This is a genomic window from Cellulomonas chitinilytica (genome assembly GCF_016862675.1).
In the GTDB taxonomy this organism is placed as follows: Bacteria; Actinomycetota; Actinomycetes; order Actinomycetales; family Cellulomonadaceae; genus Cellulomonas; species Cellulomonas chitinilytica.
The window spans coordinates 16,915-31,904 of sequence record NZ_BONK01000005.1 but is presented as its reverse complement, the minus strand read 5'-3'; the positions used below and the strand labels follow the sequence as shown (position 1 = coordinate 31,904).

The window sequence follows — 14,990 nt, the reverse complement described above, 5'->3', positions numbered from 1 at the left end:
GCCCTCACGGTTAGGTTTCCCGGATGACGTTCCAGGAGGGTGGCAGCTTCGAGGGCGGGCGGGTCCGCACGGGCCGCGGCGGGAAGATCGCGGCCGGCGGTGGCGGCCTCGCCGCGCTGGTCGTCGCGCTCATCTACGTGTTCAGCAACGGGCAGGTGGACCTGTCCGGGGTGGCGGGCGGCGGCTCCGGGGCGGACACGACCGAGGGCACCATCGGCGACTGCACCGCCGAGCAGGCGAACACCGACCCGTCCTGCCGTCTGTCCGCCACCATCCAGTCGCTCGACGCCTACTGGGGGCCCACGGTGACCGCCGCCGGCGTGACGTTCGCGCAGCCCGAGGTCTACTCCTTCGAGGGCGCTGCCGACACCGCGTGCGGCAGCGCCTCGTCGAGCACCGGCCCGTTCTACTGCCCGCCCGACGCGACGATCTACCTCGACCTCGGCTTCTTCGACGAGCTGCAGAGCCGGTTCGGCGCCGAGGGCGGGCCGCTCGCCGAGGAGTACGTCGAGGCGCACGAGTACGGGCACCACGTCCAGCAGCTCACGGGCGTCATGGACCAGGCGCAGCGCGGTGGCACGGGCGCCGACTCCGACTCCGTCCGCGTCGAGCTCCAGGCGGACTGCTACGCGGGCATGTGGGCCGGCCGGGCCGCCACCACCGTCGACCCGGACACCGGCGTCCCGTTCCTCGACCCCATCACCGCCGACACCCTCGAGCAGGCCCTCTCCGCGGCGCAGGCCGTGGGCGACGACCACATCCAGGCGCAGTCCGGCGGCGGCATCAACCCCGACACGTGGACGCACGGGTCCAGCGAGCAGCGGGCCCGATGGTTCACCACCGGCTACGAGCAAGGGACGTTCGACGCGTGCGACACGTTCTCGACGGACACGCTGTGAGGCCAATTCACTGGCGCCCGGCGCCGCTGATGGGCACGGTCCACGCATGACCCCGATCCGAGACCCTGGCCCTTCCGCGCAGCACCCTGCCCTCGGCCGCCCGGTCGTGGCGATCGACGTCGAACGGGCCGACGACGTCGACGCCGTCCGCGACGTCGTGGCACGCGCGTTCGGGCCGGACGCCGACGAGGTCGTCGAGATGCTCGACGGTCTGCGCGCCACCGCGGAGGCCTGGATCCCCGGCCTGTCGTTCGTGGCACGTCTCGACGACCAGCCCGTCGGGCACGTGCTGCTGACCCGCTGCTGGATCGAGACGTCCCGCCGACGCGTCGACGCCCTCATGCTGACGCCGCTGTCCGTCGTCCCCGAGCACCAGGGCCAGGGCATCGGCACCGCGCTCGTCGCGCACGCCCTCGCCGTGGCGACCGCGGGCGGCTGGCCGCTCGTGGTCCTCGAAGGCTCCCCGCACTTCTACGGGCGCCGAGGCTTCGCGGCGGCCGAGCCGCTCGGATTCCCGTCGCCGTCCCCGGAGCACATCCCGGCCGGCGCCTACCAGGTCGCCCTGCTGCCGGACCACGAGCCGTGGATGACGGGCACCCTCGTCAGCTCGCCGCCGGTGGCCGCGCTGAACGACCTGCCGCGGTTCTGACCGAGGGCCGCCACGCCGAGTCCTGGCTCTCCCGCCCCGCGACCGCTCAGGTCATGACCTCGCCGGCCATCTCTGCGACGAAGAGGTGGTGCGAGTAGATCCCGGGCGAGACGGAGCGCCACGTGCTCCGGGCCGCCGTCGCGTCGCGCAGGTTCAGCAGGTCGTTCCACTCGACGAACGCATAGGGCGAGGTCGTCTCCGAGCCGGCCAACGCGCCGACGTCCGGGACTCGTCGCTCCCCGACGCGGAGCGCGGCGAGCTGCGCCGCGTGCGACCGGATGAACGCGCGGATGTCCGTCTTCCCCGGTGGCGCGGGCGTGACGGCGGTGAACGCCCCTCGCGGTGGCAGACCCGCCGCCGTGGCGAGAGCGACGATCGCGGGCGGCATCGGGGTCACCCGACCGAGCGCGGCGGCATCCTGGATCAGCCGGGCGTACCCGATGGCCCGGGCTCCTCCCGGGTCGATCGAGTGGGTGCGGACGCCGGGCCCGAACGTCCCGAACTGGCCGGTGGTGACGATCTCGGCGGTCACGCGCGACAGCGGGATGCGCGCCGCCGCGAACGCGGCGAGGAGCTGTCGTGCCTGGTCGTTGCCGTCGAGCACGGTGATGTGCTGGATCAGGGAGGTGACGAGCAGGCGCCGGCGCAGCGTCCTGGCGAGCCCCTGGTTGCCCCGGCTGTGCGCCGAGATCGTGAGGGAGGCGATCGACGCGGGACGCCCCGCAGCCTCGAGCGCGAGCCGGATCTGCTGGTCGCTGATCGTGAACGCCTGGCCTTCCTGGCCCTGGACCGCGATGAGGATGCGGTCGCCCGCTTCCGACGCCCCGCGCAGCCCGTGGTGCTCGACGTGCGACGTCCCTCCGACGACACCCCCCGCGGAGAAGAAGACGTGGACGTCGTTCGTCGTCGTCGCGACCGCCGCCGACGGGACGAAGACCATGAAGTCCTGGAACTGGAACGTCCGGTCGGCGAGCCTGTCGCCACCTGTGGCATCCGCCTCGTCCGCCCTGATGAGCGGCTCCCACCGTGGAGCGCCGTGGCCCGCGACCATGCGCATCTTCAGCGCGCCGATGCCGGCGAACGTCTGCGGCAGCACGCCCGCGTCGAGCGTGCCTCCCCCGGCGACGACCGCTCGCTCCGTCGCCGAGGCCGACCCCGCCAGCAGACCCGCCCTGTCGAGCAGGTCCTGGACGATCGTGACGTCCGCCGGCTGGTTGGGCTGGCCCGTGCCGACCCCGGCGCCGAGCGGCGCCCCGAACTGCGCCCGCGCGACCTCCGGGACGAGCACGGGTGCCTGCGTACGGGTGAGCGCGGCCGACACGGTCGCGCGGACCGCGGGATCGGTGACCGGCGCCCCAGGGGGGAGGGCGGACACGACGGGGTACACCGTCCGGTAGTCGTCGTCGTTGATGCCCCAGAGCACGTGCATCCGGTCGAGCGCGAGCCGCACCGCCTCGCGCGGGTTGGCCGCCGGGGCGTCGCCCACCGAGCCGCCGGCCGTCATGTCGACCTGCAGCCTCTGGACCGTCGGGCCGGCCCCGCCGAGAAGTGATGTTGCGGCGGCGTTCCCCGCGGTGCGCTGGATCCGTCGCAGCCCACCGGCGTCGAGGTGGTCGATCCCGAGGACGCGCCCGCTCGTCGCCGACGGACGGGCCGCCACGCTCGGCGATCGCCCCGGCGGACGATCGGCGACCGGGACGCGAGGCACGGGGCCTTCGCTCGTCACGGCAACACGACACCACGACGAGACGGTCCGGCCCAGCATCTTCGGGCACCCACGCGTGCACCCGCCGACGGACCGACCTCTCCGGCCCAGTGCGGTCGCACGGCGAAGGCGACTCCCCTGCTCGACGAACCGCATGACTGACCTGCGAACAGCGCGTTTCCGCAGGTCAAGGGGTTCAGGTTGTTCTGGATGTCCGGCTTGGGAACCCGCGACTTTCTGATCTCTCTCCAGAGGGGACCCTGACCCGCGGAAACGCACCCGGACAGGGCGGCTTGCCGAGGGGTGTTTGCGGGTGAAGGAATCGCTGGATCGGGCCGCTTCGGGCGGAATCGCAGGTAGGTTCGTCCGACAGATGTCGGAAAGTGGTGCCCGACGACGCCCCCCGTCACATCCGGGACGCGATCGGAGCACTCGTGCCACGCTGCCGAGCATGAGCAGTCACGCCGGAGCAACCTTGCAAGAGAACGTGACCGCATGGGCCACGCTGGCCGCCGTCGTGGTGGCGCTCGTGCTCGGAGCGCTCGCGGAGGTACGGAACACCCGAGATCGTCGTCGACAGCGTGACCGTGACGCCGCAACCGAGCTCAGAGCGACTCGGGCGCAGGCGCAGAGGGTCGCCGCCTGGATGGACGCGGGGTCGATCAGCCCCGGTGGGCGACCCGGCCGATTGGGGGCAACGGCCATTGCGAGGAACGCGAGCGAAGAACCTGTGTGGAACGTGACCTTGTACGCACCATGGGAACGGGCGTTCTCTGACACGAACACAAGTGGTGATCCCAAGCGGTCGCGCACGTGGGTCTTGCCCCCGGGCCGCGACTACGAAGCACCGCTCGCGTTCACGCTGGTGAACTCTGAGGGCTCGATCCCCGTCCAGATCACCTTTCGAGACAACGCTGGGGCGTGGTGGGAACGAGACACAAAGGGCATCCTCACGAAGCTCGACGGACCGCCCACGGATCTCCAGGGCACGGCCAGCTAGCCCGAAGCCTCGGTGCAGCGATAGGGACTACCTCTTCGCGCGAGCGCGCATCGGTTCGGCGAACGCGCGACCTCAACCTTGTCGCCTGTCCGACTGATCCGTCCCACGCTCGACGCTGCGCGTGGACGAGCACGGCGAAGGGCGACCCGTCTCCGTTTTGTCGAGTTCGGCGAACGGATCCGGGCGTCCGACGAGGGCCCCGCGTGTCTGCCGGCAGAGCCGAATCACACCCGCCGTGAGCACGTGCGGCCCGCAGCGGCTTGGACAGGTCGGGGCGGCCTGACTGCGCGGAACGCTCTCCCCGGCACCCAGTATCGCAACGGGAGGATCACCGTCCCACACTCGGGAGGGGCGAGCGGCCGAGATCAGCCGAAGTCCCACGCTGGTCACGCGCGTGGGTCTAGCGTCCGATCCGTGATGGACTCGACGGCGGCCCGACTAGCTCTCCCGCAAGGCATGCACCGAATGTGGCGTGCGACGACCGGGCTCGCGGCACTGACACTCGGCACGTTCGGCGTTCTCGCAGTGTTCCGAACCGAGAACGGCGCGGGTGCGACCACGCTGCTCGTTGTCGCGGCGCTCTTCGGCCTCGTCACTGTGCTCGGGTTTGTGCCTCGACTCAAGTTCGGCGACGCAGAGGTCGACCCCGGCTTTGCCGCCGTGATCGGCGCCATCGGCGCCCTGCAGGACCTCATCGCGAAGCTCGAAAGCAAAGCGCCCGATGTTGACCCTGTCGAGGTTGCGCGCGACGAGGTCGAGGAGCGGATCGAGCAGTTGAATACATCGATCACGCACTCGGGTACCTACTGGGTGGGGACACGGACGCGCGCTGGGAAACCTCTGCCCGTGTTCAACATGGTCGGGCTGGGATTCTGGAAGCTCATCCCGGACGGGGATGGGTTTCTGATCGTCGACACCAAGACCGGCGAGACGGTGCACCGTATCGACTCCTCTCTGCGGGAAGTGCCGGAGTAAGCCCACGCTCACGTCGCCCGCGCCCTGTCCGCTGGTTCCCACGCGAGCAAGTAACGCTTAGGTCTGACCGTCGTCTGCCGCACGCACAACCACTGCGCAGCCGACGGCGGCGCGGGTGCTCGCGACACCACGGCTACGGGCACCGTGAAGGCCGTCCCGTCGTAGGTCTCGCCGGTCACGGTGGCGAACCTCAGCGGTGACAACGGGCGTCATGCCGACGGGCTCGGAGCTGGTCCGGAGGTAGTGCACGCAGTGCATGGCGCGGACGGTACGGCGCGGCTCCGACACGCCGCTCGGGCGGGCGCCATATGGTCGCTGCGTGGACGGGCTCACGTACATCACCCCAGATGGTGCGGGCGTGATCGCAACGGTGATCCCCGTGCTGCTCGTCGTTACGTTCATCGATCGAGAGTTCATTCGCCGTCAGGTACGGGGAAACCGACACCTCTCGATGCGCCTGCGCCTCGACGAGCGACCGTGGCTGCGGGTCTTCCTACCGCCAGCACCTGTCGCGATTGCGATCATCACCGCACTCGTCCTGGCCGCAATCCTCGTGGCCTGCTGGGGGGTCGCGTCTGGCGAAGGCGTGCACGGTGCAGCCGCGCTTCTGGTGTGGTTTGTGCTGTTCTACGAGGCACTCACCGTGATCGTGGCCGCAATGGCCCAAGCCCGTCAGCGCCAGAGGGACGAGCACTGACGGGCACCCCCAATTGGGGTCTCCAGCCAACTAAGACCGGCACCATCATCAGGACTTCCTTGATCGACGAACTGAGGGACCTCGACGCTTGGCGTGCTGCGCTGGTCGACGAGGGATAGGCGCAGCGTCTCCCACAGATGAGCCGCGCGCCATCTTCGCTCCGCGAGAGAAACAACTACGTCCGAACTGTCCGGAAGGCTTCCCAACGAATCGCAACGATCAAACATGCAGGTCAGGACAGCCGAAGACCCCGATCAGCACGCTGACCAGGGTCTCCGGATTGGCCTTGCTCAGATGTTGAAGCCGAGCGCCCGCATCTGCTCGCGGCCGTCGGTGGTGATCTTCTCCGGGCCCCACGGCGGCATCCACACCCAGTTGATGCGGAACCCGTCGACGATCCCGTCGAGGGCCTGCGCCGACTGGTCCTCGATGACGTCGGTCAGCGGGCAGGCCGCCGACGTGAGCGTCATGTCGATGACGGCGGTGTTGGTCTGGTCGATGACGACCCCGTAGACGAGGCCGAGGTCGACGACGTTGATGCCGAGCTCGGGGTCGATGACGTCGCGCAGCGCCTCCTCGACGTCGGCGACGGTCGTGGGGCTGGTCTCGGTGCTCATGAGTCCTCCGGGGTGCGCGTCGCACCGGTCTTGATCAGGGCGTCGGTCAGGGCGACCCAGCCGAGCAGGGCGCACTTGACGCGCGCCGAGTACTTGCCGACGCCGGTGAAGGCGGCGGCGTCGCCGAGCTTCTCCTCGGCGTCGTCGTCGAGGCCGGCGCCGCGCGACTGCATGAGCGCGCGGAACGTGTCGGCGAGGTCGTCGACGGCGTTCAGGTCGTGGTCGACCACGAGGTCGTGCAGGACCGAGACCGAAGCCTGGGAGATCGAGCACCCCTGGCCCTCCCAGCGCACGTCACGGACCACTCCCGCGTCGTCGAGGTCCACCTGCAGGGTCACCTCGTCGCCGCAGGTGGGGTTCACCTGGTGCGACTCCCCCGTGCGCAGGTCGGCAGCGGCGACCCCGAGGCCCCGACCGTGCGGGAACTTCGCGTGGTCGAGGATGACCTGCTGGTACAGCTGCTCCATCGAGCCCGTGCTCATGCGCCACTCCCGTCCGTCAGTCCGAAGAACGCCCGGACCCCCGCGAGTGCTTCCCGGAACACGGCGATCTCCTCGTCGGTCGTGTACACGGCCGCGGTCGCCCGGGCCGTCGCCGCGACACCGAACCGGCGGTGCAGCGGCTGTGCGCAGTGGTGGCCGACGCGCACGGCGACGCCCGCGTCGTCGAGGACCTGCCCGACGTCGTGCGCGTGCACGCCGTCGACGACGAACGCGACGGTCGCGAGCCGGTCGGCCGTGTCGGTCGGGCCGATCACCCGGACGCCCGGCACCGAGGCGACCGCGTCGAGCAGCAGGCCCGTGAGGTGGGCCTCGTGCGCAGCGACGGCGTCCATCCCGAGCTCGGCGAGGTACGACGCGGCGGCCCCCATGCCGACGGCCTGCGACACCATCTGCGTGCCGGCCTCGAACCGCTGCGGCGGCGGGGCGTACGTGGTCGTCTCCATGGTGACGACCTCGACCATCGAGCCGCCGGTGGTCACGGGCGGCATCGCCTCGAGCAGCTCGCGCCGCCCGTACAGCGCGCCGACGCCCGTCGGACCGAGCATCTTGTGGCCGGAGAACGCGGCGAAGTCGACGCCGAGCGCGTGCAGGTCGACGGGCAGGTGCGGGACCGACTGGCAGGCGTCGAGCACCGTGAGCGCGCCGACCTCCCGCGCACGCGCGACGAACCGCGCGACGGGCGTGATGGCTCCCGTGACGTTCGACGCGTGCGTGAACGCCAGCACCTTGGTGCGGTCGGTGACGACCGTGTCGAGCTCGTCGGCCCGGATGCGGCCGTCGTCGTCCAGCCCGAGCCAGCGCAGCGTCGCGCCCGTGCGGGCGGCGAGCTCCTGCCACGGCACGAGGTTCGCGTGGTGCTCGGCCTCGGTCACGACGATCTCGTCGCCCGCCCGCAGCGCGAAGCGCTCGGCAGCAGACCCGCCGCGTCCCAGCGACGCGTTCGACATCGCGTACGCGACGAGGTTGATCCCCGCCGTCGCGTTCGACGTCCAGACGAGCTCGCCGGGCGACACACCGACGAACGACGCGACCCTGTCGCGGGCGTCCTCGAACGCCTCGGTGGCCTCCTCGGCGAGCTGGTGCGCGCCGCGGTGCACCGCTGCGTTGCGCTGGACGTAGAAGTCCTGCTCGGCGTCGAGGACGACCTCGGGCTTCTGCGACGTCGCGCCCGAGTCGAGGTAGACGAGGGGCCGGCCACCCCGCAGCGTGCGGGACAGCAGCGGGAAGTCGGCGCGGACGGCGGCGAGCTCGACGTCGTCGAGCAGCCCTGCAGTGCGCGCCGCGTCACGCGTCTCGTCGAGCGTGCTGGTCACGGGTCCGCCCTCCTGGTGGTGCCGGTGGTGCCGCCGGCACCGCCCCGGGAGGGGGCGGCACCGGCAGTGGTGCTGTCGCGGACCGTCAGACGGCGCTGGACAGGAAGCGGTCGTAGCCCTCGTTCTCGAGGCGGTCGGCCAGCTCGGGCCCGCCCTCCTCGGCGACCTTGCCGTCGACGAAGACGTGCACGAAGTCGGGCTTGATGTAGCGCAGGATGCGCGTGTAGTGCGTGATGAGCAGCACGCCCACCTCGGGGTTCTGCCGGACGCGGTTGACGCCCTCGGACACGACGCGCAGCGCGTCGACGTCGAGGCCGGAGTCCGTCTCGTCGAGGATGGCGAACTTCGGCTTGAGGAGCTCCATCTGGAGGATCTCGTGGCGCTTCTTCTCGCCGCCGGAGAAGCCCTCGTTGACGGAGCGCTCGGCGAACGTCGGGTCCATGCGCAGGTCGTCCATCGCGGTGCGGACGTCCTTGACCCAGGTGCGCAGCGGCGGCGCCTGGCCGTCGATCGCCGTCTTGGCGGTGCGCAGGAAGTTCGACACCGACACGCCCGGGACCTCGACCGGGTACTGCATGGCGAGGAACAGGCCGGCGCGGGCACGCTCGTCGACCGACAGCGCGAGGACGTCCTCGCCGTCGAGCGTCACGGTGCCCGAGGTGATCTGGTACTTCGGGTGGCCCGCGAGCGAGTACGCGAGCGTCGACTTGCCGGACCCGTTCGGGCCCATGATGGCGTGCGTCTCGCCGCTGCTCACGGTGAGGTCGACACCGCGCAGGATGGGCTTGGCGCCCTCCTTGGTCTCGACGCTGACGTGCAGGTCGCGGATCTCCAGGGTGGCCATGCGGGGGTGCTCCTAGCTCAGAGAGGGGCGTCGACGTCGACCAGCACGCGCTGGCCGTCGACGGTCAAGGGGTAGACGGGGACGGGGCGGACGGCGGGAGGCCCGGTCGGCTTGCCGGTGCGCAGGTCGAACCGCGACCCGTGCAGCCAGCACTCGATCGTGCAGTCCTCGACCTCGCCGTCGGACAGCGAGACCGCACCGTGCGAGCAGATGTCGCTGATCGCGTGCAGCTCACCGGCCTCGTCGCGGACGATCGCGACCTCGACGGTGCCGGACTCCGCCTCGAGCTCGACGCGGAACGTGCCGGCGACCGGCACGTCCTCGTCGTAGCAGGCGAGCTGTGCGGTCATGCCTGCTCCGTACCGGCACCGCCTGCGGCACCGGCAGAGACGGCGTCGAGCGCGCTCATGGACGCCTCGAGCTCCTTCTCGATCGCGGCGAGCAGGCGCTCCTCGACGTCCGGCACCCCGATCTCGTGGATCAGCTCGGCGAAGAAGCCACGCACGACGAGCCGACGGGCGTCCGTCTCCGGGATGCCGCGGGCGCGCAGGTAGAACAGCTGCTCGTCGTCGAAGCGACCGGTCGCGCTCGCGTGACCCGCGCCCTCGATGACGCCGGTCTCGATCTCGAGGTTCGGCACCGAGTCGGCCCGCGCACCGTCCGTGAGGACGAGGTTGCGGTTGAGCTCGTACGTGTCGGTGCCCTCGGCCGCCGCACGGATGAGCACGTCGCCGACCCACACGGTGTGCGCGCCCTCGCCCTGCAGCGCGCCCTTGTACGTGACGCGCGAGATGCAGTTCGGCACCGCGTGGTCGACGAACAGGCGCTGCTCCTGGTGCTGGCCGGCGTCCGCGAAGTAGAGCCCGAGCATCTTCACCGAGGCGCCCTCGCCGACGAACTCGGCGTCGGGCGTCACGCGCACGACGTCGCCGCCGAGCGTGACGACGATGTGCTTGACGGTCGCGTCGCGGTCGATGCGCAGGCGGTGCGACGACGTGTGCACCGACCCCTGCGCCCAGTCCTGGACGGACACGACGGTGAGGTGCGCACCCGCGTCCGCAACGATCTCGACGGTCTCGGTCAGCGACGCGTGCCCGACGTGGTCGATGAGCACGACACCCTGCGACAGGGCCTCGGCGTGCACGAGCAGGTGCGACGCGGACGGGTCGAGCGGAGCGTCGTGCGTGCCCGCCCCCTCGACGCCCTCGACGCGGATCGACGTCACGCTCGACGCGACGGCCTCGCGCGGGATCGTCACGACCGTCGCCCGCGGGAACGACGCCCACGCGGTCGCGGCGGTCCGGTCGCCCGGCTTGCCGGCGCGGCCGAGGCGGGCGTCGTCACGCTCGACGATCTCGACCTTGACCTCGGGCGCCTCGACGACCGTCGTCAGGACACCGTGACCCGCCAGCACACCGGCGGTGTCCGCGGCGAACAGCGGCGCGATCCGGTCGACCGGCGAGAACCGCCACTCCTCCTCGCGCCCGGTGGGCACGGGGAAGTCGGCGACGTCGAAGGACGTCGGTCGCGACGCGCGCGACGACTCGGGGGTGCCGCCGACGCCGTGCGTGTGGGCGCCGTCGGCGGTGGCGCGGGAGTGATCTGTCGAGAGACCCGCGTCGTTCGTGGTGGTCGTCATCAGCCGACGGCCCCTTCCATCTGCAGCTCGATGAGGCGGTTCAGCTCGAGGGCGTACTCCATGGGCAGCTCACGGGCGATGGGCTCGACGAACCCGCGCACGATCATGGCCATGGCCTCGGTCTCGGGCATGCCTCGGGACATCAGGTAGAACAGCTGGTCCTCGCTCACGCGGGACACCGTGGCCTCGTGGCCCATCGACACGTCGTCCTCGCGGACGTCGACGTACGGGTAGGTATCCGAGCGGGAGATCTGGTCGACGAGCAGCGCGTCGCACAGGACGTTGCTCGCGGAGTGCGAGGCGCCCTCGAGGATCTGGACGAGCCCGCGGTACGACGTGCGGCCACCGCCGCGCGCGACGGACTTCGACACGATCGACGACGACGTGTGCGGCGCGGCGTGCACCATCTTCGAGCCGGCGTCCTGGTGCTGGCCCTCGCCGGCGAACGCGATGGACAGCGTCTCGCCGCGCGCGTGCTCGCCCATGAGGTAGATCGCCGGGTACTTCATGGTGACCTTGGAGCCGATGTTGCCGTCGACCCACTCCATCGTCGCGCCCTCGGCGGCGGTCGCCCGCTTCGTCACGAGGTTGTAGACGTTGTTCGACCAGTTCTGGATGGTCGTGTACCGGACGCGGGCGTTCTTCTTGACGATGATCTCGACGACCGCGGAGTGCAGGGAGTCGGACGAGTACACCGGCGCGGTGCAGCCCTCGACGTAGTGCACGTACGAGCCCTCGTCGGCGATGATCAGCGTCCGCTCGAACTGGCCCATGTTCTCGGTGTTGATCCGGAAGTAGGCCTGCAGCGGGATCTCGACGTGCACGCCCGGCGGGACGTAGACGAACGAGCCGCCCGACCACACGGCCGTGTTCAGCGACGCGAACTTGTTGTCGCCCGGGGGGATCACGGAGCCGAAGTACTGCTCGAAGATCTCCGGGTGCTCGCGCAGGCCCGTGTCGGTGTCGAGGAAGATGACGCCCTGCTCCTCGAGCGACTCCTGGATCTGGTGGTAGACGACCTCGGACTCGTACTGCGCGGCGACGCCCGCGACGAGGCGCTGCTTCTCCGCCTCCGGGATGCCCAGCCGGTCGTACGTGTTCTTGATGTCGTCGGGCAGGTCCTCCCAGCTGGACGCCTGCTTCTCCGTCGAGCGCACGAAGTACTTGATGTTGTCGAAGTCGATGCCCGACAGGTCCGCGCCCCACCAGGGCATCGGCTTCTTGTCGAACAGGCGCAGCGACTTCAGCCGCGTCTTGAGCATCCACTCGGGCTCGTTCTTGAGCGCGGAGATCTCCCGGACGACGGCCTCGGACAGACCGCGCTTCGCGGTCGCCCCGGCGACGTCCGGGTCGTGCCAGCCGAAGCTGTAGTTGCCGATCGAGGCGATGGCCTCGTCCTGGGTGAGCTGCGGCTGGGCCGCGTTCTCGGTGGGTGCGCTCATGCTGTCGGTCCTTCCATGGCGAGCACGGGGGCTGGGAGGTTCGTGGGGGGAAGCGTCGTCGGGATGTTCGTGGTGCAGACGTGACCGCCGCCCGCGAGGGTGGCGAGGCGCTGCACGTGGACGCCGAGCAGGCGCGAGAACGCCCGGGCCTCGGCCTCGCAGAGCTGGGGGAACTCGTGCGCGACGTCCTGCACGGGGCAGTGTCCCTGGCACAGCTGCACGGCGAGGCCGCTCGGCGCCGGGCGGGCGCTCGCGGCGTACCCCTCGTCGGTGAGCGCGTCGGCGAGCACCCGGGCCCGCGCGTCGACGCCGTCGGTGCCCGACATGCTCGCGGCCAGCCGGGTCTCGAGGTCCCGGACGCGCTGCTCGGCGAAGGACTCGACGGCGTCGCGGCCGGCCGTCTCCGCGAGGAAGCGCAGCGCCTGGGTCGCGAGCTCGGAGTACCGGTGGGACAGGGCGGCCTGGCCACGGCCCGTGACGACGTACCGACGGGCCGGTCGACCGCGGCGTGCCGGTGCGGTGCCCGTGGTCTCGTGGACGGCGATCTGGTCGGTGTGCTCGAGGATCGCGAGGTGACGACGGATCCCCGCCGGGGTCAGGTCGAGCTGCGCGGCGAGCTCCGCGGCGGACACGGGCCCTCTGCTGGCCACGAGCTGGAGGACGTGCTGACGGGTCCCGGCGTCGGTCTCGGGGACGTCGACCGCAGGTGGCAGGGCGGACGCCGGGGTCGGTGCCGTCGTGGGCAGCGTCGCGCTCATGACACCTCCGGTTCGTCGTCCCGTGCGCCACCGACGACGTCTCGTCGGGCAGCGGCGCGCTCCGGCCCTGAGAAGGGCCTCGATATCGGCAACATCCTTGTTGCCGAAATCCATCCCCGCAAGCAAGGTCCCCCTCACCACGCCGTGCATGACGACCGTCACACCGTGCCCGCGCGGCCGGGGCCGACGTCGACGCGGCCCTAGACTTCCCTTCCGTGCCCGACTCCCCCGCGCTCGAGATCACCGGGCTCGTCAAGCGGTACGGCGACCGCGCCGTCGTCGACGGCCTCGACCTCGTCGCCCGTGCCGGCCAGGTGACCGCGGTGCTCGGCCCGAACGGCGCGGGCAAGACGACGACCGTCGAGTGCTGCGAGGGTCTCCGCACGCCCGACGAGGGCAGCGTCCGCGTCCTCGGCCTCGACCCGGCGACCTCCGCGCGCGACCTGCGGCCGCGGGTCGGCGTGATGCTCCAGGACGGCGGGCTGCCCACCGGCGTGCGGGCGCTGGACATGCTCGCCCACGTCGCCCGCATGTACGCCTCCCCGCGCGACCTCGGCGAGCTCACCGAGCGGCTCGGCCTCGGGTCGTTCGGACGCACGACCGTCCGGCGGCTCTCCGGGGGCCAGCGTCAGCGTCTCGCGCTCGCGGCCGCGGTCGTCGGGCGCCCCGAGATCGTGTTCCTGGACGAGCCGAGCGCGGGGATGGACCCCCAGTCGCGCCGGGCCGTCTGGGACCTCGTGCGCGAGCTGCGCGACGAGGGCGTCGCCGTGCTCCTCACCACGCACCTCATGGACGAGGCCGAGGACCTCGCGGACCACGTCGTCGTGGTCGACCACGGCCGCGTCGTCGCCCAGGGGTCGGTCGGTGCGCTCCTCGCGGCGGCCGACGACCGCACGCTGCAGCTGCAGGCCTCCCCCGGTCTCGACACCGCCGCGCTGGCCCGGGCGCTGGGCGACGGGCTGACCGTCGACGAGCACGTCGCGGGCACCTACGCGGTCACCGGCACGGTCACGCCGCGCACGCTCGCCGCCCTCACCGGGTGGCTCGCGGAGCACGACGAGCTGGCCACGCGGATCACGGTCGGCCGCCGCACGCTCGAGGACGTCTTCCTCGACCTGACGGGACGGGACCTGCGATGACCGCCACGACGACCCACCCGGGCGCCGCTCCCACCTGGCGGCGCGTGCTCGCCCAGACGTCGTTTGAGACGCGCGCCATCCTGCGCAACGGCGAGCAGCTGCTGGTCACGATCATCGTGCCGGTGCTCGTGCTCGTCGGCCTGACCCGGGGCACGTTCGTCGACCTCGACACAGCCGGCGAGTCCCGCATCGACTTCCTGACCCCGGGCATCCTCGCCCTCGCCGTCATGACCTCGTCGTTCACGTCGCAGGCCATCGCCTCGTCGTTCGACCGGCGCAACGGCGTGCTGCGGCTGCTGTCCACCACACCGTTGGGTCGCGGCGGGCTGCTCGCCGGCAAGGTCCTCGGTGTCCTCGGGGTCGAGGTCGTGCAGATCGTCGTCATCGGGCTGACCGCGGTGCTGCTCGGCTGGCGGCCCGACCCGGCCGGCCTCGGCCTCGCGCTCGTCGCCGTCGTGCTCGGCACCGGTGCCTTCACGTCGCTCGCGCTCCTCGTCGCGGGCACGCTGCGCGCCGAGGCGGTGCTCGCCGTCGCGAACCTCGCGCTCATCGTGCTCGCCGTGGCGGGCGGCGTGATCATCCCGGCGTCGCGCCTGCCCGGACCGCTCGAGCACGTCGCGCTCCTGCTGCCGTCCGGCGCGCTCGGCGAGGCGATGCGCGAGACGCTCCTGCACGGGGTCCTGCCGCCCTGGTCGGTCGTCGTCCTGGTCGCCTGGACGGCCGCCCTCGGCTGGGGTGCCGGGCGCCTCTTCCGCTGGCACTGAGCGGGCGACGCGGGTGTGACGAGCCTCGCCGTCGACGCGGCGTGGA

Annotated in this window: 15 protein-coding genes; 6 read left to right on the top strand and 9 right to left on the bottom strand. The window is 71.4% G+C overall.

The genetic code is table 11. The features are described from left to right. Window positions 1-23 precede the first annotated feature (23 nt). Both ypfJ and Cch01nite_RS08430 read left to right on the top strand, forming a co-directional pair. Window positions 24-899 (top strand): KPN_02809 family neutral zinc metallopeptidase, encoded by an 876-nt coding sequence (gene ypfJ / locus Cch01nite_RS08435; protein ID WP_203751299.1) that lies wholly within the window; start codon window positions 24-26, stop codon window positions 897-899. A 46-nt stretch (window positions 900-945) separates the two neighbouring features. Then, entirely contained in the window at window positions 946-1,548 is a 603-nt protein-coding gene (locus tag Cch01nite_RS08430) for a GNAT family N-acetyltransferase (protein ID WP_203751296.1), read from the top strand. A gap of 46 nt (window positions 1,549-1,594) precedes the next feature. Here the strand turns inward: Cch01nite_RS08430 and Cch01nite_RS08425 are convergent, their stop codons facing one another. Next, a complete protein-coding gene (locus Cch01nite_RS08425; protein ID WP_203751293.1) occupies window positions 1,595-3,208 on the bottom strand; it encodes a hypothetical protein in 1,614 nt (537 codons plus the stop codon). Between the two features lie 1,459 nt (window positions 3,209-4,667). On the opposite strand from Cch01nite_RS08425, the gene Cch01nite_RS08420 reads away from it, so the two are divergent. Together Cch01nite_RS08420 and Cch01nite_RS08415 are read left to right on the top strand one after the other, a co-directional pair. Continuing rightward, window positions 4,668-5,228 (top strand): hypothetical protein, encoded by a 561-nt coding sequence (locus tag Cch01nite_RS08420; RefSeq protein WP_203751290.1) that lies wholly within the window; start codon window positions 4,668-4,670, stop codon window positions 5,226-5,228. A 319-nt stretch (window positions 5,229-5,547) separates the two neighbouring features. After that, window positions 5,548-5,925, top strand: a complete 378-nt coding sequence (locus Cch01nite_RS08415) for a hypothetical protein (RefSeq protein ID WP_203751287.1) — start codon at window positions 5,548-5,550, stop codon at window positions 5,923-5,925. A 290-nt stretch (window positions 5,926-6,215) separates the two neighbouring features. Here the strand turns inward: Cch01nite_RS08415 and Cch01nite_RS08410 are convergent, their stop codons facing one another. The 8 genes from Cch01nite_RS08410 to Cch01nite_RS08375 form a co-directional block, all read right to left on the bottom strand. Then, entirely contained in the window at window positions 6,216-6,542 is a 327-nt protein-coding gene (locus Cch01nite_RS08410; protein WP_203751284.1) for a metal-sulfur cluster assembly factor, read from the bottom strand. Beyond that, window positions 6,539-7,024 (bottom strand): Fe-S cluster assembly sulfur transfer protein SufU, encoded by a 486-nt coding sequence (gene sufU, locus Cch01nite_RS08405; RefSeq protein WP_203751281.1) that lies wholly within the window; start codon window positions 7,022-7,024, stop codon window positions 6,539-6,541. The genes Cch01nite_RS08410 and sufU overlap by 4 nt, the downstream gene beginning before the upstream one ends. Continuing rightward, window positions 7,021-8,358: a SufS family cysteine desulfurase gene (locus Cch01nite_RS08400; protein ID WP_373309896.1), complete on the bottom strand. Its 1,338-nt coding sequence runs from the start codon at window positions 8,356-8,358 to the stop codon at window positions 7,021-7,023. The genes sufU and Cch01nite_RS08400 overlap by 4 nt, the downstream gene beginning before the upstream one ends. Window positions 8,359-8,443: 85 nt before the next feature. Beyond that, window positions 8,444-9,202, bottom strand: coding sequence for a Fe-S cluster assembly ATPase SufC (gene sufC / locus Cch01nite_RS08395; protein ID WP_203751278.1), 759 nt, complete (start codon window positions 9,200-9,202; stop codon window positions 8,444-8,446). 17 nt (window positions 9,203-9,219) lie between these two features. Continuing rightward, window positions 9,220-9,552, bottom strand: a complete 333-nt coding sequence (locus Cch01nite_RS08390) for a non-heme iron oxygenase ferredoxin subunit (RefSeq protein WP_203751275.1) — start codon at window positions 9,550-9,552, stop codon at window positions 9,220-9,222. Further along, window positions 9,549-10,841 (bottom strand): Fe-S cluster assembly protein SufD, encoded by a 1,293-nt coding sequence (sufD, locus tag Cch01nite_RS08385; protein ID WP_203751273.1) that lies wholly within the window; start codon window positions 10,839-10,841, stop codon window positions 9,549-9,551. Before sufD ends, Cch01nite_RS08390 begins: the two co-directional genes overlap by 4 nt. Continuing rightward, window positions 10,841-12,283: a Fe-S cluster assembly protein SufB gene (gene sufB / locus Cch01nite_RS08380; protein WP_203751271.1), complete on the bottom strand. Its 1,443-nt coding sequence runs from the start codon at window positions 12,281-12,283 to the stop codon at window positions 10,841-10,843. The genes sufD and sufB overlap by 1 nt, the downstream gene beginning before the upstream one ends. After that, window positions 12,280-13,041 (bottom strand): helix-turn-helix transcriptional regulator, encoded by a 762-nt coding sequence (locus Cch01nite_RS08375; RefSeq protein WP_203751269.1) that lies wholly within the window; start codon window positions 13,039-13,041, stop codon window positions 12,280-12,282. Before Cch01nite_RS08375 ends, sufB begins: the two co-directional genes overlap by 4 nt. A 215-nt stretch (window positions 13,042-13,256) precedes the next feature. On the opposite strand from Cch01nite_RS08375, the gene Cch01nite_RS08370 reads away from it, so the two are divergent. Both Cch01nite_RS08370 and Cch01nite_RS08365 read left to right on the top strand, forming a co-directional pair. Further along, entirely contained in the window at window positions 13,257-14,180 is a 924-nt protein-coding gene (locus tag Cch01nite_RS08370) for an ABC transporter ATP-binding protein (RefSeq protein WP_203751266.1), read from the top strand. Beyond that, entirely contained in the window at window positions 14,177-14,944 is a 768-nt protein-coding gene (locus Cch01nite_RS08365; RefSeq protein ID WP_203751263.1) for an ABC transporter permease, read from the top strand. Before Cch01nite_RS08370 ends, Cch01nite_RS08365 begins: the two co-directional genes overlap by 4 nt. Window positions 14,945-14,990: the final 46 nt, after the last annotated feature.

Excerpts from the sequence above, each read along its gene's own strand:
- ypfJ (WP_203751299.1), top strand. The coding sequence starts at position 24 with ATGACGTTCCAGGAGGGTGGCAGCTTCGAGGGCGGGCGGGTCCGCACG.
- Cch01nite_RS08430 (WP_203751296.1), top strand. The coding sequence starts at position 946 with ATGACCCCGATCCGAGACCCTGGCCCTTCCGCGCAGCACCCTGCCCTC.
- Cch01nite_RS08410 (WP_203751284.1), bottom strand. The coding sequence starts at position 6,542 with ATGAGCACCGAGACCAGCCCCACGACCGTCGCCGACGTCGAGGAGGCG.
- sufU (WP_203751281.1), bottom strand. The coding sequence starts at position 7,024 with ATGAGCACGGGCTCGATGGAGCAGCTGTACCAGCAGGTCATCCTCGAC.
- sufC (WP_203751278.1), bottom strand. The coding sequence starts at position 9,202 with ATGGCCACCCTGGAGATCCGCGACCTGCACGTCAGCGTCGAGACCAAG.
- Cch01nite_RS08390 (WP_203751275.1), bottom strand. The coding sequence starts at position 9,552 with ATGACCGCACAGCTCGCCTGCTACGACGAGGACGTGCCGGTCGCCGGC.
- sufD (WP_203751273.1), bottom strand. The coding sequence starts at position 10,841 with ATGACGACCACCACGAACGACGCGGGTCTCTCGACAGATCACTCCCGC.
- sufB (WP_203751271.1), bottom strand. The coding sequence starts at position 12,283 with ATGAGCGCACCCACCGAGAACGCGGCCCAGCCGCAGCTCACCCAGGAC.
- Cch01nite_RS08375 (WP_203751269.1), bottom strand. The coding sequence starts at position 13,041 with ATGAGCGCGACGCTGCCCACGACGGCACCGACCCCGGCGTCCGCCCTG.
- Cch01nite_RS08365 (WP_203751263.1), top strand. The coding sequence starts at position 14,177 with ATGACCGCCACGACGACCCACCCGGGCGCCGCTCCCACCTGGCGGCGC.